Below are 17724 nucleotides of genomic sequence, written 5' to 3' on the forward strand. Positions count from 1 at the left end.
GGAATTGAACGATTGTTTTTTTTTAGCCAATCCTGGGTAAAAATGAAAGCAAGAGTAGATCGATACAGGAGGATAAGCGCGTGATTACAACAAAAGAAGTCGGTTTTTCCGGCGAACAGCCGATCATCGCTTTTACATTGATGAATCGTAACGGACACAGCGTGGAATTACTCAATCTGGGCGGGAAAATCACGGCAATCCGTGTTCCGGATCAACACGGGACAATTGAGAACGTCGTCTTGGCCTTTGATGATATGGAAGAATATTTAGAGGATCCCCATCACTTAGGGGCAACCATCGGCCGGGTTGGCGGCCGGATTGCCAACGGTGCGTTTGCATTAGAAGGGATGAACTACATTCTGGAACAAAATGAAGGCGAACATCACCTTCACGGAGGAAGCATCAACTGGTCGAACCGCTTTTTCGATTATGAAATCGACGGCGAACGGTTGCATCTGCTTTTGACGAGTCCGGAGGGGGAAAACGGTTATCCGGGCCAACTCGATGTCCGATTGACGATTGAGTGGACGGATGACGACGCGTTGATCATCACGTACCACGCGACGACGACGGCCTCGACACCGTTCAGTCCGACGAACCACACGTATTTTAATTTGACGGGAAATGCGAAAACGACGATTGAGCAGCACCGTCTCCGGATGGATGCTCCGTTTTATGTTCCATTGAATGCAGAGTCCGTTCCGACCGGCGAGATTTTATCCGTCAATGAGACCGTCTTTGACTTCCGGACAGCCCGACCGTTGTATGAAGTGACACATGCAAGTGACGAAGCGTTGCGTCAGGCCGGCAGCGGTGTCGACCATCCTTTTTTACTGAAAGAAGGCGGCGAGATTGTCTTAGAAGAGCCGGTCAGCGGCCGGGTGTTACGTGTTAAGACCGATCAACCGGGTGTCGTCGTCTATACCGGAAATCATTTGGGCGGTGATTTTACGATTGCCGGACGCCGGGCGACGCCGTATCTCGGGATTTGTCTTGAGACGCAAGGGTTGCCCGATGCCATCAATCAACCGGATTTTCCGTCTGTTGTCTTGCGGGCCGGCGAAGTCTATAAAAAGCGGACAACCTTCCAATTTAGTCGCGTGCAGTAACGTTTTTTTGCGAACATCCGAAGCGAATGTGGTAGGATAAAGCGAGAAGAATCTAACGGAGGCATAGGAAAATGACTAAAATAGCATGGGTGACCGATAGTATGGCCTATTTCAAAAAGGAAGAAGCGGAAGCCATCGGTGTCAATGTCGTACCAATTCAAATTTTACTTGGTGAGACAGCCTACAATGAAGACACGATTACCGTCGAACGGTTATTTCGGGCGCTTGAGGCAGACAAGAAGTTAGTCGCCAAAACCTCACAACCGATTTTCGGGGAATTCGTCGGAACGTATGAACGCCTGAAAGAAGAAGGATACGACTGTGCGATTGCGGTTCACTGTACGAACGGTCTGTCGAGTACAGTCCAAAGTTCCGCTTCAGCAGCGGAAGCAGCAAGCTTCCCGGTCCATATCATCGATTCCCATACGGCGTTTGAGAACCAGCAGGAATTCATCCGGATCGGAATGGCGCTTGAAGCAGAAGGCAAGTCAGTCGAGGAAATCACAACGGCTTTACATGAACTGGCGAAGAAAACCCACTTTTATATGATCGTCGGAAACATGGAGACGATGCGCCGCGGTGGACGCGTTTCGTCCGGTGATTTGTTCCTTGCGAACCTGCTCAGCATCAAACCAATCATTACGACGGATGAAGCGGGGAAAGTCGTTCCGTTTAAAAAAGCGCGCTCTCTGAAAAAAGCCTACATCGAAATCATTAAACAGGTCGAAGAAGCGATGCGTCAGCATACGTTTTACAAAAACCGGATTTATGTGGCGACGACGATGGCACCTGAGATGGCAGCTGATTTACGGACACAAGTCGCAACAAAATTCCCGGAACTGACGGTCCTCGATGGAACGTTTGGTCCGGCCATCGGCACACATGCCGGTGCAGAAACGGTCGGCTTGTTCTGGCTGAACGACTAAAAATAAGAACGAACAAGAATCAGGAATTGTTCCCGTGTGCCGGGGCAAGTCCTGGTTCTTTTTTTTAGCTATTCGATGAAACAATGATACCTGAAAAGGCGGCACTGATGCCAAGAAGATAGCTGAGTCCGAGGTAAAGGACCAGTGTTTTTCTGTTTTGATTCTGAACGAGCTGCAACGTCTCGAGCTTAAACGTCGAAAACGTCGTAAAGGAGCCGAGAAAACCCGTTCCGAGCAGTAACGTCCATGTCGAATCGAGATGCGAACCGATGACGAGACCAAGTAAAAAGGAACCGAGAATATTAATGCCGAATGTCGCGAGCGGAAAATCCTTTTTCCAAAATGTTTTCATCCATTGGCTGAGAGCAAATCGGCTGATGGCACCAAAAAAAGCACCAGTCGCAAGCGCAAGAAGATTCATGAAGCCTCCTCCTTTTGGAACAGACGTAACCGTCTCGTCCCGAGAGCGTAGCCGAAGTAAGACATCAATAATCCGCCGAACAAACTGATGAGGATATATATCAAGGCGTAACCGTAAAAGCCGGCCCGTAACAGTTCAACCGATTCGACACTGAACGTCGAAAAGGTCGTAAAGGAACCGACGAATCCGGTCCCGAGTGCCGTCATGGCGTATTGATGAAGCAACGTCGTCTTAAACAAAAAGTGCGTCGCATACCCCAAGACGAAACAGCCGAGCAGATTGATGCTTACCGTCGCCCATGGGAATGTTCCAGCAGCAAAATGAGTGATAAGAAGACTGAGACCGTACCGGGCAGAGGCGCCAAGGATCCCGGCCAGTCCGACTAAGACATATAACATCTGAAGCCGCCTTTCTGTCAGTTTTGTATTTACCATACGCTTTTCTGAAAACAAGCGTCAAGTTATGAAAGTTAGACGGAACGCTTCACGTCTGCTCCGAAACAGACGATAAGAAAGGGTACGAATCCAACAGAAGGAGTTTTGCAGATGGTCTCACCGCTTGAACGATTGAGTACGAAAATCCTCTCTCGTCTTATTGCCTCATTAATTACAATCGCACATCCCTTAATTTTCATTTTTGTTCAATTGGACTATGTCCCCATGAGTGTGTTTTATCAATTTTTAGCCGGAGGTCTCTTACTAACCATCGCCTTGTTGGCCGGAAACCGTTTTTTTGGCGATCAGCTCAGCGGAAAATATATTCAAATCGTCTTGACCTACCTGGTGCTGGCACTTGTCCTTGTGACCTTACCGTCTCAAAGTATCTGGACGATTGCTTATCTGTATTTGACGATTTCAGTCGTCTATCTTATTCCCCATTTAGTTGTATGGGCGGGATTGCTCGGATTACTGGAACTGATTCTCTTTACGGTTTTTGGAACGATTCAGTTTCCGAATCTGTTTGATATGATTGTCGCATTTGTCATCTACCTGATGGTCTTTTCGGCAGCTGCGTTTGTTGCTGTTTTCGGTCGAAATGTCATGCGGGAAGTCAAACGGCAACAAGAGAAAGCGGAGCATTACGCTACAAGCTCGCAATTGACGCTCGAGCAATCAGCTGCGACCGCGACTGATGTGACGACGTTTACGGAAGAAATGAGCGAAACCGTCGATACGGCCAAAGGGTCATTTGAAAAAATTGATCAGGCGATGCAGATGTTAGCCGCTAACTCGTCGAAAAATGCTCAATCCGTCCGACAGATTAAACAGATGAATACGGATAATGTCACGTTGATGACGGATGTGACGACAGCAGTCGACCGGGCACTGGCGCTCAGTTCTTCATCGAAGACTACAGCGGAAAAAAGCCGCGAGACGATCAGTGAAGCCGGTGAGTCGTTGCAGCAACTGACAGAAAGCATGGACGAATCCGTTACGGCGTTTGGTCAGCTGGCGGGACGTTTCAAAGAGATCGTCACCATCACTTCAAGCATCAATGCGATCGCGACGCAAACCAATCTACTCAGTTTAAACGCCTCGATTGAAGCGGCACGTGCCGGTGAGTTCGGGAAAGGATTCACCGTCGTCGCGCAGGAAATCCGTAATTTATCGGCACAGACAGCAGCCGCTTCAACGGAAATCAATCAAATCATCGAACGGGTCGATCGTGATGTCATGCAGACCGGCAATTCGATTGATGCCAGTACGAGCTTGTTGCGGGAGCAGGAAGCCCGGATGCAACGCAGCCAAGATGCTCTGCAGACGATTGCGACGGATTCGAACGATTCCGTGCAAGCAATCAGCGGAGCACAGCAACAATTCGTGACGATTACCAATAGTCTTTCGAATATTGCGCAGGCAACGGAACAACTCGATGCCTTCATGGATCTATTATTGACGAGCAGTGATCAACTCTCCGGTTTGACGCGTTCACAAGTCGAACAGATTAATGACCTGCAACAGGCCATTCATACATTAAATGCAACGGCCTTGACGCTTCAACAGACCGCTCATGCCTGACACATGTGTACCGATTCTGACGAGTCGGTACACTTTTTTCGTTTGTCACAAGTCTTGAAGGGGAACAGTTAAAAGGTAAAACAATCAGAGGAGGAAATGACATGAAAGCAGCTTATATTGAACAGTATGGCGGATCGGAACAATTTAAAGTGGGGGAACTCGAGCGTCCGGTCGTCGGCGCAGATGATGTATTGATTGCGGTTCATGCGGCAAGCGTCAATCCTGTTGATTGGAAACTGCGTGAAGGATACTTAAAGGAAATGCTCAGTTATGATATGCCGCTGATTATCGGTTGGGATGTCTCTGGTGTGATCGAAGAAGTCGGGGCGAACGTGACGGATTTCAAAGTCGGCGATGAAGTCTTCAGTCGTCCGGATATTGCCCGTCAAGGAACGTATGCCGAGTATGTGGCAGTCGACGCCCATCTGGTCGTCAAGAAACCGGAAGCCCTGACATTTGAAGAAGCCGCGTCGTTGCCACTCGTCGCGCATACAGCTTGGCAGGTCATGTTTGAAGTGATGGATGCAAAAGCAGGAGATAAAATCTTTATCGGGGCCGGTTCAGGTGGTGTCGGGACAGTCGCCATCCAGCTCGCAAAAGCACACGGTCTGCACGTCATTACATCAACCAGCACCAAAAACGTCGACTGGGTCAAAGCGCTCGGAGCGGATGAAGTCATTGATTACAAACAACAAGATCCGGCAGAAACTGTCCGTGATCTGGACTTTGTGTTTGATACGATGGGCGGCGACGGACAAGCAAAATTGTATCAAATGCTGAAACCGAACGGCATGCTTGTCTCCATCTCGACACCGCCGGATGAAGAACAGGCAAAACAGGCGGACGCGCGTGTCGCGTATGTCTTCATGCAACCGACAGGCGAGCGGCTGCAACATATCGCACAAGCCGTTGAACGCGGGGAATTAAAACCGGTTGTCGATCGGATTTTTGATTTGGATCAAATCAAAGAAGCACACGATTACGGTGAAGAAGGTCATGCGAAAGGGAAAATTGTCATTAAAGTGAAGTGAGCCAGATGAAAAGCCGGTTTCCTTTTTGAAGGAACCGGCTTTTTGTGTGTCATTTAACAGACTTGTTCGGATTCGAGCAAGCGGTCGAGTAACTGTAATGTGTCCGGATGCTCAATCAGCATCTGTTGCAAGTGTGGCAATTCAGCCTGTAACGATTCCCGGTAAAGACGAGCCGCTTCGTGATGCGTTGCTGGAACGAGGACGTTATAAATCGCTTCAAGACGCAGGCGCGGCGTGTCCGGTAAATAGTCAGCCACTGTTTTTAAGCCGAGTTGCGCCCGCTCGGGAACATACCGGTGCAATAAGACTTTCGCGAATTTAAGCAGAGCGCTGCGTAACATCTCGACCGCCCATAAGGCATTCCCGCGACCGGCTGCTTTTTGATACTGGAACAGGAACCAGACAGCATCAATCGCTTCATCAGCGGCTTCTTGTGTCCCGAGTGCCAAAGAAGAGGTCTCGACGTACGCATCGAGTTGTCTTTTCGGATCATACAGGACACGAATCGTATCGGAATGGTTCAACGATTCGCGGGTGACGGTAAACAGATCGACATGCAGGAGATCGTCGTACACGACAATCAGTTGCGGCGCGACAATGAAGATGTCGTCTTTCCAGATGATCGGACGATAGACGGACAGATGCGTCAACCTACGGGTTAGAAATTTCGCCATCCGCTCTTCGGATACTAAACAGTAAAGGTCGATATCCGAATAGACATCTTCTTCACCGCGTCCAAATGAACCTTTCAGAAAAATCGCTTCGACAGCCGGATCTTGCTTTAAGCGTGCTACTAACTGTTCAATCGCATGAAGTTGATGCATGGGTTTCGCTCCCTTATGTTAGTCTATTCCGTCAGTATACGTGAAATAAGGCAGAATATCCCATAAAAAAGAGCGATTCATTTAAAATGAATCGCTGGTACTAGAAATAGTGACATCTTGAAGCATGTCTTTCTGAGCCAAATGCTCGACATGCTTTTCACCCCAGGCATTGATGGCATTTAAAACAGGAATCAGTGTTTTACCGTAGTCCGTCAGCGAATACTCGACGCGGGGCGGGACGACCTGATAGATTTCCCGGTGGACGATATCGTTCACCTCGAGTTCCCGGAGCTGAGCGGTTAACATTTTTTGCGTGATGTTCGGGAGATTCCGTTTTAATTCACTGAACCGGAGCGTGTCGTGTGTAATCAATTCGAGTAAAATCGAGGGTTTCCATTTCCCGGTCAAAATCTCGAGTGCCGTCTCGACACGGCAGCTTGGTGTCTTTTCCATGGCGGTTCCTCCTTCATGGTATCGTTTAGGATACTATACCACTTCTTTGTGCCTACTTCCGTTCCTGTCACTTCTGACTGATAATGAAGATACGAAGCGAACTTATGAGGAGGAAGCAAGATGAACATCAATCCAAACATTACATTAGGACCGGTCAGCTTACGGATTACCAATCTGGAACAATCGATTGCATTTTACCGCGATGCACTGGGCTTAACGGTTTTAACACAAGACGAACAAACGGCAACACTCGGAGCGAAGACGACACCGCTCGTCATTCTGGAGCAACACAGTACGGCAAAACAACTTCCAAAAAATTCGGTAGCAGGCCTGTATCATTTCGCGATTTTATTACCGAACCGGAAAGAACTCGGGTTTGTCATCCGCAACTTAATTGCTCAAGGGATCGAACTCGGACAAGGCGATCATCTCGTCAGCGAAGCGTTTTATTTATCTGATCCGGACGGAAACGGGATTGAGATTTATGCCGATCGTCCGCGTGATACGTGGACGTATGAAGCAAATGGGGATGTCAAAATGACGACGGATCCGGTCGACTGGCAAAGTATGCTCGTCGAGGCGGGAGAGGAAGACTGGTACGGCATGCCGGCAGATACCGTTATGGGACATGTCCATTTCCATGTGAAGTCACTTGAAGCAGCGCGGAAGTTTTATGTGGAAACACTCGGATTTGATGTCGCAGCGGATGCTTCCCGGATGCGGGCATTGTTCCTTGCTGCCGGCGGCTACCACCACCATATTGGAACAAATGTCTGGGCGGGTGTCGATGCACCGAAAACACCATCTGATGCTGTTGGCCTGACCTACTGGACACTGATTTATCCGGATGCGGCTTCGCGCGAAACAGCAGTCGCAGCACTGGAGCAATCACCGTATGAAGTGACGCGGCAAGCAGACGCGATTTACGTGACAGATGATGCCGGTATTACCGCTCGTTTAATGGCTCAAACCTGATGATTCCATAGAAAAAAGCGATTTCGTCATCGAAATCGCTTTTTTTGACGTCTTTTAATTTTGACCGGATAAAGCTGATGGGGCATTGCCGTCATAACGGCTGATCAGTTCGTAAGGACGGACTTTATAAAGGGCATGCGGGAAGTAATGCGGATCCATCGCGTCAAGCGTCCGCAATTGGAAGTGTTCCCGTTTGATATACTTGTCGATGTTGTCCCGGCTCAAGTCGAAGAAACCGACTTCTGCCGTTTCGCCTTCTTGCGGCCGGAGCTCTCCGCCGGTATACGTACCGCGGAAGGCGACGCACAGGACGTGGCTCGAGACGTTTTGATAGATACCGGTGATGCCTTCGATTGCGACATCAGCTCCCGTTTCTTCTTTGACTTCCCGTTTAACAGCATCGAGAATCGATTCGTGGTTCTCGACCTGGCCGCCCGGCATTTCATACGTGTCACCACGATGGAGATTGCGGACGAGCAGGACTTCGCCGGCTTCGTTCGTGATATAAGCGGTGACGCTGACGATGGCACGTGGCGGAGCATAGACGCCGGTTGCCGTCAAAAAGTCTTCCGTTGATTTAATATAAAGGTTTTTCCCGAGACGGGCGCGTTTTTTCATGGCTTCGCGGCGTAACGTGCTGCCACGGACATCCCGGTCGACTTGTTCGTAATGTTCGCGATCGCGGTATTCCCAAATGGCGATGACTTCATCTTCTGCTTCATTCACCCAGCGACCGACAAGGCGGGCACCGTGACTGATTTGTAAAGGGTAGAGATACGTGTGAAAGAACTCGGTAAATTCCTGCAGTCGTTCCGGGCGAATCGTATAGGTCTTCCGGCGATGTAACATGGAAATTCCTCCTCTATCTTTTAAGCAGTTACGTTCCTTGACTACCTTCTCGTATCAGATGGAATATCCCTGCCTGTTCCTCCAATTCGACATGCATTTTGCGAGAAAAGAAAAACTAAAGAAAAGAAGAGGCCTCAACTCAAGAAAAAACGGGCATACTTTACTTATAGAGAGAAAAAAAGGACGTGAGAGAATGGTGGATGTTATGGCATTGGTCCGGCTAGCAGGAGGTATCATGTTTACCCCGTTATCCGACGATGTATTGATGATGGGATACGCCGCATTACGGATCCGCGAAGGCATGCATCCGATTTTAATTTGGTTAGTTGCATGGCCTGTCTTTTTCATTGCCTTTGCTTGGTTTTACTTGTTGGCACGCTTTTTCCGTGAAATTCCGCTCGTCAAACGGTTGATGAAATCAAAATTCCTGGAGCAGGCTGAATCGATTTTAGAACGCCGTGGATTATGGGCGATCGGTTTGTCCTTTTTCTTACCTGGAGTCCGCCATCCGATCCATTATGTTGCCGGATTACTCGGTTATCCGTTACCCCGTTATTTGGCGATGACATTCGTGGCGGCAGGGCTGTACACCGGATTATGGACATTCTTGATTGTTCGAATCGGTGAAGCTGTCACCTGGTCGGAACTGGGAATGTGGTTAAGTGAACATCCAAGTATGGTACTGCTGATTATTGCGGTGTTATTGACGATTATTATTTCCGGTGTCGTGCACGCGAAACGGCGCAATCGTTTAAAAAAAGAAGAAGAATTTGTCACGGAATAATGCTGTTGAATACTGTTTACATCCAGGATTCGACAGGATTGTTCTGTACAAAACAACATCCCCTTCAGAAATGAGTTCTGAAGGGGATGTTTATTGTTTAGGTGTACATTCTTATGCGTTTTGACGTTTACGTGCGAGGACGATTCCGGCTGCACCGAGTGCGAGACCGAAGAGTGCGATCGCACCAGTCGTACCTGCTGTATTGTTGTCGCTCATGCCGCCGTTACCTGTGTTCGGCATAGAACCTGGTGTACCATCCATGAATTTCTCAGGTGATTGTTTGACAATCGCTTCACCGAGGTTTTCACCGACACCGTACATGTAAGCATACGACTCACGGAATGTGTCGACTGATCCTTTGTAGTCGCCTTCGACATACTGCATGAACGTATCTTGGACGTATGTCTCATGACCAGAGATTGCTTCTTGTGCTGCTTTTGTCGGAAGGTTCTCTTCTGTTGCTGCGCCAAGGAACGCACCGAAGTCATTCGAGAACATTTTAAGCATGTCTTGCGCATCACCCATCAATTTCTTGTCGTCGTTGATCGCTGCTGTGACGAGGTTTGCTTGCGCTTCGATGTGGTTTTTCGTCCAAACTTGCTCGAATTGATCCGCGCCCGCTTGACCGTAGACTGATTTCATAGCCGCTTTGAAGTCAGCTGTGTGCATGTCTTCTGCCCAGTTCGCTGCATCGTAGTCTTTCGCTTGATCGACGCCCGCTGTCATGCTGATGTTCGCCAGTGCCACGTGTTCAGCTGCGAGGCTGTTGAGTGTTGACCGGAGGTCAGCTGCTTTTGTATCGGCTTTCGTGTTGTCGAACTTCTCAGGCATTTGTGTTGTGATCGCGACGGAGAGTGCTTTTGAGATATCATACATGCGGCTGTAGCCTTCCCGGAACGTGTTGTACGATCCTTCGTAGTCACCGGCTGCATATTGTTGGAATGTTTTATAGACGTCTGCTTCATGGGCACGGAGAACTTCTTCCGCTGCTGCCTTCGGCAGTTTACCTTCCGTTGCAGTGTCGAGGAAGCTCGAGAGGTCCTGTACGAACTCTTCTGTTTCTGCTTTCGACGCGTTGATGCCGTCCTGGTCATCCGCTTTTACAGCTTTAACGAGATCCGTTGTGTATTTGTTGTGGGCTACGAAGATTTTTTCGAATTGTTTTGCACCTTCGTCGCCGTAGACAGAAGCGATTGCCGGTGTCATGTCGAGTGCATTCTGTTTCAGTGCGGCTTCATAATACTTCGCATCTTTTGATCCGTCATATTGTTTTTTCATGTCCATGACGGCAAGCACAAAGTGCTCCGAGAGTAACTGATCGAGTGTTGCACGGAGGTCAGCGGCTTTTGTTTTGACCGTGACGTTCTTCGCGCTCTCCTCATGTTTCATGTCGTCTCCGCCACCGGAAGCGAATGCTGCCGTTCCTGGTAATACGAGTGCTGCTGCCATGGCTGTTGCTGCGAATTTTTTCGTGTTTTTCATCTTGTCTCATCCTCTCAAATTTGGGTGTTGTTTTTGTATATTTGGTAGTTGTTGTCTGCATCGTTCTGAACAGCATACGCGCCCGGATTGGAATTGGATTTGAAAAAAATTAAAAAATATGAAAAAAATTCAAAATCATTTAACTCACTTGCAAAGAAACTGAGTGTTTTCCTATTATATGTACGAAATCATTATGTGGAATTTAACGAATCAACTACTTAATTAACACGCAGAGATATCACCGGATTGGCAAAAAATCGCCATAGTGTCAGCGGTCCGCGAATTGTGTAACCGCTTATACTTAATGAGCGTTCACAAGCTGGACATATTTTTCGCGGATGTACGGAAAACTGAAATCACTGAAGGGGTGAGGAGTAAGCAGAAGACGTAGAATAAGACAGCGGACTTATGACAAAACATGTGCCATTATCATTCATCTTACATATGGTCATGAGGACATTTACTTAATGAAGAAGCGGGGATTGAACATGAATCAACTCGAAACCAGGGGAACAGAACAGAAGGCGGAGAACCGCTCCGCAGCATCTTTTTACCGTACGATCTGGCGGTGGCACTTCTATGCCGGAATTATCTTTGCACCATTTCTCGTCATGTTGGCCGTGACGGGATCAATCTACTTATTCAAACCGCAAATCGAGAACGTCTTGTATCAAAAATATTATGAAGTGAGTCCGCAAGAAGACCGGATTTCAGCGACGGCACAAATCAATGCTGTCAAAGCAAACTATCCGGACGCAAGTATTACGAAGTACCGCCCCGGAGAAACCGATGCACGGTCGAGTGAAGTGAAGATTGCGACGGCAGAGGCCTCGTCGACGGTCTTCATCAATCCGTACACCGGAAAAATTATCGGCGAACTGGCGGATGATGACCGGATCATGAATAAAGTCGAAGAAATCCACGGCGAACTGATGGCCGGGACAATCGGAGATCGGATTGTTGAGCTCGTTGCCTGCTGGGCAATCGTCTTAATCGTAACAGGATTATTTTTATGGTTCCCGCGTAAAAAATCAACAGGGTGGGCTGGTATCTTGATTCCGCGTCTGCGCCAAGGGAAAAAAATCTTTCGCCGTGATTTGCACGCGGTGCCGGCATTTTGGATTACGGCCGGGATGTTATTCCTGATTTTGACGGGATTGCCGTGGTCCGGTTTTTGGGGCGCCAATTTCCAATCAGTTGCCACCAATCAAGGACTTGGTTATCCACCATCGATTTGGGGAGGGGAGGCTCCGGTATCAGCCGTTCAAACGAAAGATGTCGCAGAAGTCCCGTGGGCGGCCGAGACGCTTGACGTTCCAAAATCAAACGTCGAAGGACTTGTTCCGGCATCAATCGATGACATTGTATCAATCGCCAAACAACAGGGGATGGACCCAAGCTTTACGATCAGCATTCCGAGTGATCCGGCAGGCGTCTACACACTGTCGGCGTATCCGGCGAAAGCGGAAAATGAAGCGACGATTCATCTCGATCAATATTCCGGTGCTGTTTTAGCGGATTACCGTTTTGACAATTACGGGCTTGTCGGTAAAATCGTTGCACTCGGTATCACGCTGCACAAAGGAACGGAATTCGGTTGGATCAATCAATTGATCAGTTTAGCGATTTGTCTTGGAATCATCCTCGTTGCGGTCAGTGGATTCTATCTATGGTTGAAACGGAAACCGGGCAAAGGGATGGGGGCACCGAAAGGACCGCCGGCGAAATCCATCAAGTGGTTTATTCTCGTGCTGATTATCCTCGGTGTCCTGTTCCCGCTGGTTGGTCTGTCGTTAATTGTGGTCTGGCTGGTGGATTTCATCATCATCCGGCGGATTCCGGTTCTAAGGAGGTTTTTGAATGCGTAAGTCCATCCAATGTCTTTTAGTAAGTGGACTGATTGTCACCAGTACCGGTCTTGCAGGATGTAGTGTTACGTCTGACGCGGCAGAACATTACGCAGTCTCAGCACCGCTGTCTGTAAAGTTTGAAATTCCGAAAGTACTGAAAGCAGATCAGGAAAAACAGTACCGATTCGGAGCAACACTGTGGCAGGATCAAAAAGCAGTTAAAGAAGCGGAATATGTCCATTTTGAAATCTGGAAAGCAGATGGAACACTTCGGTACAGTATGGAACCGGCAGATGAAACGAAACCGGGAGTTTACTCGATTGAGAAGAAATTGCCGAAGGAAGGTCTGTATTACATCAAGGTCCATGCCAGCAGTAACGGAGCGATGATTATGCCGACACGGCAATTCATTGTCGGTCAACTGTCCGCCAACGATTTAAAAATCTTACAGGGCGGTGCCAAACCTGCCGGTGGAAGCAGCGGGCATCATCATTAAAAAATAAGACAAAAAAACAGGACGACGGATCAAAAATCCGACGTTCTGTTTTTTTGTGGGCAAGAGATTAGATTAATCGTCTTCTCCGTGAGATCCATGGTCATCCCCTTGATCGTCTGAATCATCATCCGACTCGTCGTCATCTCCGGAATCATCGGATTGTCCATCATCATCCGATGATTCATCTTCTGATTCCATCTCATGGCCATTCATGAACTTGACTTCGACTTGTAAGCTTTTGATTGGCGTCGGAAGTTGTAAGGCTTGAGTGACCTGTGCTAAGAGTTCTTCTTTCGTCATCGAGGCAGTCAGCGTTAACCGTTCACGTAACGTAGCAACATCCTTGATGCCGATCTCATCCTTGATTCGTAATACGTTCCGGTGGTGTTCACTGCTGTAACGCCATTCGAATTTTTGTTTGTTCATATTAGTCAACTTGATTGTCATTCGTTTGATTTCTTGACTGTTTTGGACGCCGTCCTGATCTGCATCTTCCTGATCATCGCGAACACCGTCATGATCGCTATCGGCATGAGTCGGGTCTGATCCCAGTTCGAATTCGTCCTCGTTATTCAATTGATCTTTGTCTCGATCTTCTTCCCCGTCTTTTAGACCGTCTCGATCAGAATCAGCTTGGATCGGTTGTGTGCCGACAATGAATTCTTCTTCCGTCGTCAGGTTGTCCACATCTTGATCTTCTGCCGCATCGGAAATCCCGTCTTGATCCGAATCTTTTTTCAAGGGATTAAGCTTGGCAAGATATTCCTGTTGATTCGTCACGCGATCACGGTCTGCATCTTCTTGTCCATCAGCCAGCCGGTCATCGTCTGTGTCTTTTTTGGTCGGATTCAACTGCAATTGATACTCCTGGAGATTGGTCAGACGGTCACGGTCACGATCGGCCGTCGCTACGGTTTTTCCATATCCTAAATGATACTTACTCTGCCAAGAATCCGGAATCTTATTTTGATCCCGATCGACTTGAGTCACTGCCTTTTTCTTTGGTTTTGTCTTGGCGTCGACAGATGAGACCGACTGAGAGAGACAGACGGAGGCCAGTAATGCTCCGATGATAATACGTTTCATAAATTCACTCCTGTTCATTTTAAAAGATAGTTTAAAAGCGATGTTAACAAGAGTTTAATCAAATTTTTCTAATCTAAGGGCTGTATTTCGAAAAACGAGTAAGTGAAAATCAAATAATTAAGGACATTACCTTTCAAACCCACTTTAAATTTATGTACCAAAAATATTTTTAATAAAAAAATTAAAAATATAAAACTATTTGTGAACTCCTTACGTTATCTATGTGTACTTCAAAAAACCAAAGGGGTGTTCATAAGATGAAGATGAAAAAGTCGTATCTCGCCGTCCCACTCAGTGCCGCATTATTGATTCCGGCAGCAGGTGTCAGTGCCCATGGTCATGAAGATCACAGCAAAATGTCACACAGTTCGGGCAAAGTATCCTTAGATGTCTCGTCTCCTGCATCGGATTTACGAGCGACGCTCGATCAGCTTTTATCTGAACATGCGTATTTAGCAGTCGTCGCCATGCAAAAAGGCATTGACGGCAAAAAAGATTTTGATCAGGCGGCCACTGCGCTAAACCAAAATACGGATGACTTATCGGCCGCTGTCGGATCCGTCTACGGAGATGAAGCCGGCGAAGCGTTCAAAAAGATTTGGTCGAGTCATATCGGTTACTTCGTGGATTACGTGAAAGCAACAGGCGCTAAAGATGAAGACGCGAAACAAAAAGCGTTGAAGGAACTCGATGAATACCGCGTCGAACAGGCCGCTTTCCTCGATAAAGCGACGGAAGGCCGCTTGAAAGCAGCAGATCTAGAAGGTGGATTAAAAGTCCATATCACGCAATTGTTGACTTCATTCGACAGCTACGTCGCCGGTGATTATGACGCTGCCTACAGCAACATGCGAAAAGCGATCGAGCATATGTATATGGTCGGAGAAGGATTATCGGGCGCGATTGTCACACAGTATCCGGATAAATTTAAAAATACGAAAGTCGATACACCGGCTGCCGACCTCCGTGCCGGATTAAACCGGAACTTCTCGGAACATGCGGCACTGGCAGTACTCGCGATGCAAAAAGGAATCGATGGGGCGAAGGACTTTGATGCCGCAGCAGGTGCCTTGAATGCCAATACAGAAGATTTATCGGCCTCGATCGGCTCTGTCTACGGCAGTGAAGCCGCGCAACAATTCAAGAAAATCTGGTCGAGTCACATCGGCTACTTTGTGGATTACGTGAAAGCAACAGGTGCGAAAGACGATCAGGCACGTGACATGGCCGTCAAAGAACTCGATGAATACCGTGTGGAGCAGGCCGCCTTCCTAGATGCTGCTACAGAAGGTCGTCTGAAATCAAAAGATCTCGAAGAAGGATTAAAGGTCCACGTCGATCAATTGTTACTCGCTTTCAACAGCTACAACGAAAAAGATTATGACAAAACGTACCCGGCTATCCGTGAAGCATACGGTCACATGTACGGAGTCGGTGAAGGAACGGCGACAGCCATCGTTGGTCAGTTCCCGGATAAATTCAAAGGCGCACCGGCTGGTATGCCGAACACCGGTCTTGGTGGAACAGCGGAATCGCAATCTTCAAACGGTATCCTCTGGTCATTACTTGGAATCGCAGCTGCTTCAATCCTCGGATTCTTTGGACTCCGCGGACGTCGCTCACAACAATAATCGGACAACCGAACCCGCTGGAAACAGCGGGTCTTTTTCTACACATTTTCGGTCAAAGGAGGAGTTTACGATGAAAATCAAATGGTTTGTGCTGTTTATTCTGGTCTTATTCGTCGTTCAGCCGTTCTCGGTCTCGGCTCACACGAGTCTAAAGAATTCAAATCCTGCAGAAGGGGAAGTCATCAAAGGAGACTTAACAAAAGTCCGTTTGAATTTCGATACGGCGATTGAAAAAATCAGTACGGTCGAACTGAAAACAGCTCAAGGTGACGTGATTTCACTTGAGAAACCCCTGATCATCGGTAATGAATGGAGTGCAGCCGTTCAACAAAAACTCGAAAGCGGAACATATCTCATACGCTGGAAATTGATTTCGGAAGATGGACATCCGGTCGAAGGCACAATTCGTTTTGACGTAAAAGCAGCTGTTGCGTCAAGCGATGCGACGGACGAACAAGTGGAAGCAAAAAAACCAGAACCGCAACAATCCAATCAAGCATCGTTCCAACTGAATCAACAGAAACCGTCGAACCGGGACTGTTCCCGACGTTCTTACCTTGGCTCGTGGCTGTTTTGGTTTTGGCAATCATCATCACGTTCTTCCTGCTCCGTCGTCAAAAACGATCATGAGTGGCATCATCAGTGAACTGCTGATCTATATCGGCGGGGCACTTTGGGCAGGTCGGCTCCTGCTTCTGTTTGTGGCAGAAGATAAAAAACCGACAATCGGTTCATTAGACGGTCTTGCGTGTGCCGCTCTCATCAGCATTGTAATTGGATCCGTCCTTCCGTTGTGGCGTGTATATTCTTATTTTCAGCAGGAAATGGACTTCTCCTTCCGTGAAGCGTTACGGGCAAGCTTATTTGATGTCCGGATCGGTACGTATTTTTTGATGGTGTATTTTTCAGCACTCGTGGCACTCATCATCGTGTTCATGAAACGAATCCGGCTCATCAAACGGTGGTTGCTGCTTGGTGTGACAACCCCGCTGTTTCTGGGAATTTCCGGAACCAGTCACGCCGCAGCGAAGCATGGCCTGCCGGGGCTTGTGTTACAGACCAGTCATTTTAGCCTAATGGCGTTGTGGGTTGGCGTCGTATTCGTCATCGGTTGGTGTGCCCGGGACTCTAACCACTGGTTGTCGTTTTTACGCTGGTTCAGTCCGTTCGCCCAATTGACGTTTTTAGGGGTCATCGTGACCGGCTTCTTCGTGATGCGTCAAAGTGTTCCGTTAAGCGAGTACCGTAATGCCTGGAATGTCCCGTACGGACAGGCTTTATTATGGAAACATTTATTACTGATTCCTTTGCTCGGTTATGCATTTATCAACGGGACACTCGTCAAACGGCGGTTACAGAAGGAACCGGTCTTTGATCCGCGGCACGGTCTACGCTTTGAGAGTCTGATCCTCTGTTGTGTGTTTCTTGCGACAGCAGCACTCAGTAATCTGGAACCGCCGGATTTGCAAACTCTTGGAGCAGTCAAGCCGATTCTTTGGTCGAACATCGTTCTCCTCTTAACAGGTGGTGGCAGTATCGGACTGTTGCTGTTGACCTATCAAAAACGCCTGCCGTTTCTGCTCGGCAGTCTGTTCAGTCTGCTTGGTGTCAGCCTCCTCTATATCGGATTGTTATATACGCTCTAGCACAGTCACCTTCGGAATCCGGGAATGGTGGCTTTGTTGCGTCCGGAGAAGTGACAGAGCGATCATTTTAAAAATTAAAAGATAGTTTTTCTGAAGAAAACATCCGTGCCTGATTTTCGGCGACATGACTAACGGCAAACTCG

General features: G+C 48.0%; 18 protein-coding genes. 11 read left to right on the plus strand and 7 right to left on the minus strand.

Annotated elements, in window-relative coordinates; genetic code table 11:
* The first annotated feature begins 80 nt into the window (after nt 1-80).
* Together N7U64_RS12860 and N7U64_RS12865 are read left to right on the plus strand one after the other, a co-directional pair.
* Nucleotides 81-1109, plus strand: a complete 1029-nt coding sequence (locus tag N7U64_RS12860; RefSeq protein ID WP_318929993.1) for an aldose epimerase family protein — start codon at nt 81-83, stop codon at nt 1107-1109.
* A 71-nt stretch (nt 1110-1180) separates the two neighbouring features.
* On the plus strand, nt 1181-2035 hold the full coding sequence (locus tag N7U64_RS12865) for a DegV family protein (protein ID WP_290829247.1): 855 nt from the start codon (nt 1181-1183) through the stop codon (nt 2033-2035).
* A 64-nt stretch (nt 2036-2099) separates the two neighbouring features.
* Here N7U64_RS12865 and crcB (N7U64_RS12870) read toward each other — a convergent pair whose 3' ends face one another.
* Nucleotides 2100-2456, minus strand: a complete 357-nt coding sequence (crcB, locus tag N7U64_RS12870) for a fluoride efflux transporter CrcB (protein WP_318929994.1) — start codon at nt 2454-2456, stop codon at nt 2100-2102.
* Nucleotides 2453-2854 carry a fluoride efflux transporter CrcB gene (gene crcB / locus N7U64_RS12875; RefSeq protein WP_318929995.1) on the minus strand — a complete coding sequence of 134 codons (402 nt, stop codon included), beginning with the start codon at nt 2852-2854 and terminating at the stop codon, nt 2453-2455. The genes crcB (N7U64_RS12870) and crcB (N7U64_RS12875) overlap by 4 nt, the downstream gene beginning before the upstream one ends.
* 261 nt (nt 2855-3115) lie before the next feature.
* Here crcB (N7U64_RS12875) and N7U64_RS12880 point away from each other — a divergent pair, with 261 nt between their 5' ends.
* Both N7U64_RS12880 and N7U64_RS12885 read left to right on the plus strand, forming a co-directional pair.
* Complete coding sequence (locus tag N7U64_RS12880; RefSeq protein WP_318929996.1) at nt 3116-4474, plus strand: methyl-accepting chemotaxis protein; 1359 nt, start codon at nt 3116-3118, stop codon at nt 4472-4474.
* A 101-nt stretch (nt 4475-4575) separates the two neighbouring features.
* Entirely contained in the window at nt 4576-5505 is a 930-nt protein-coding gene (locus tag N7U64_RS12885; RefSeq protein WP_318929997.1) for an NADP-dependent oxidoreductase, read from the plus strand.
* A gap of 53 nt (nt 5506-5558) precedes the next feature.
* On the opposite strand, the gene N7U64_RS12890 is transcribed toward N7U64_RS12885, so the two are convergent.
* Nucleotides 5559-6329 (minus strand): nucleotidyltransferase domain-containing protein, encoded by a 771-nt coding sequence (locus N7U64_RS12890; RefSeq protein WP_318929998.1) that lies wholly within the window; start codon nt 6327-6329, stop codon nt 5559-5561.
* A gap of 81 nt (nt 6330-6410) precedes the next feature.
* A complete protein-coding gene (locus tag N7U64_RS12895) occupies nt 6411-6782 on the minus strand; it encodes a helix-turn-helix domain-containing protein (RefSeq protein ID WP_318929999.1) in 372 nt (123 codons plus the stop codon).
* 120 nt (nt 6783-6902) lie between these two features.
* Here N7U64_RS12895 and N7U64_RS12900 point away from each other — a divergent pair, with 120 nt between their 5' ends.
* Entirely contained in the window at nt 6903-7757 is an 855-nt protein-coding gene (locus N7U64_RS12900; RefSeq protein WP_318930000.1) for a VOC family protein, read from the plus strand.
* A gap of 54 nt (nt 7758-7811) precedes the next feature.
* Here the strand turns inward: N7U64_RS12900 and N7U64_RS12905 are convergent, their stop codons facing one another.
* On the minus strand, nt 7812-8606 hold the full coding sequence (locus N7U64_RS12905) for an NUDIX domain-containing protein (RefSeq protein WP_318930001.1): 795 nt from the start codon (nt 8604-8606) through the stop codon (nt 7812-7814).
* A gap of 193 nt (nt 8607-8799) precedes the next feature.
* Here N7U64_RS12905 and N7U64_RS12910 point away from each other — a divergent pair, with 193 nt between their 5' ends.
* On the plus strand, nt 8800-9390 hold the full coding sequence (locus N7U64_RS12910) for a DedA family protein (protein WP_318930002.1): 591 nt from the start codon (nt 8800-8802) through the stop codon (nt 9388-9390).
* A 111-nt stretch (nt 9391-9501) separates the two neighbouring features.
* Here N7U64_RS12910 and N7U64_RS12915 read toward each other — a convergent pair whose 3' ends face one another.
* Entirely contained in the window at nt 9502-10872 is a 1371-nt protein-coding gene (locus N7U64_RS12915) for a copper amine oxidase (RefSeq protein WP_290828361.1), read from the minus strand.
* 488 nt (nt 10873-11360) lie between these two features.
* On the opposite strand from N7U64_RS12915, the gene N7U64_RS12920 reads away from it, so the two are divergent.
* On the plus strand, nt 11361-12740 hold the full coding sequence (locus N7U64_RS12920; RefSeq protein ID WP_318930003.1) for a PepSY domain-containing protein: 1380 nt from the start codon (nt 11361-11363) through the stop codon (nt 12738-12740).
* Nucleotides 12733-13218 (plus strand): FixH family protein, encoded by a 486-nt coding sequence (locus N7U64_RS12925; RefSeq protein ID WP_318930004.1) that lies wholly within the window; start codon nt 12733-12735, stop codon nt 13216-13218. The genes N7U64_RS12920 and N7U64_RS12925 overlap by 8 nt, the downstream gene beginning before the upstream one ends.
* Nucleotides 13219-13290: 72 nt before the next feature.
* Here the strand turns inward: N7U64_RS12925 and N7U64_RS12930 are convergent, their stop codons facing one another.
* Nucleotides 13291-14304, minus strand: coding sequence for a hypothetical protein (locus N7U64_RS12930; protein ID WP_318930005.1), 1014 nt, complete (start codon nt 14302-14304; stop codon nt 13291-13293).
* A gap of 257 nt (nt 14305-14561) precedes the next feature.
* Here N7U64_RS12930 and N7U64_RS12935 point away from each other — a divergent pair, with 257 nt between their 5' ends.
* The 3 genes from N7U64_RS12935 (at nt 14562) to N7U64_RS12945 (ending at nt 17581) form a co-directional block, all read left to right on the plus strand.
* Nucleotides 14562-15935: a copper amine oxidase gene (locus tag N7U64_RS12935; RefSeq protein WP_318930006.1), complete on the plus strand. Its 1374-nt coding sequence runs from the start codon at nt 14562-14564 to the stop codon at nt 15933-15935.
* A gap of 70 nt (nt 15936-16005) precedes the next feature.
* Nucleotides 16006-16581 (plus strand): copper resistance protein CopC, encoded by a 576-nt coding sequence (locus tag N7U64_RS12940; protein WP_318930007.1) that lies wholly within the window; start codon nt 16006-16008, stop codon nt 16579-16581.
* Complete coding sequence (locus N7U64_RS12945; RefSeq protein ID WP_318930008.1) at nt 16562-17581, plus strand: copper resistance D family protein; 1020 nt, start codon at nt 16562-16564, stop codon at nt 17579-17581. The genes N7U64_RS12940 and N7U64_RS12945 overlap by 20 nt, the downstream gene beginning before the upstream one ends.
* Nucleotides 17582-17724 lie beyond the last annotated feature (143 nt).

It is taken from the genome of Exiguobacterium sp. K1 (genome assembly GCF_033721435.1).
GTDB lineage: Bacteria > Bacillota > Bacilli > Exiguobacteriales > Exiguobacteriaceae > Exiguobacterium_A > Exiguobacterium_A artemiae.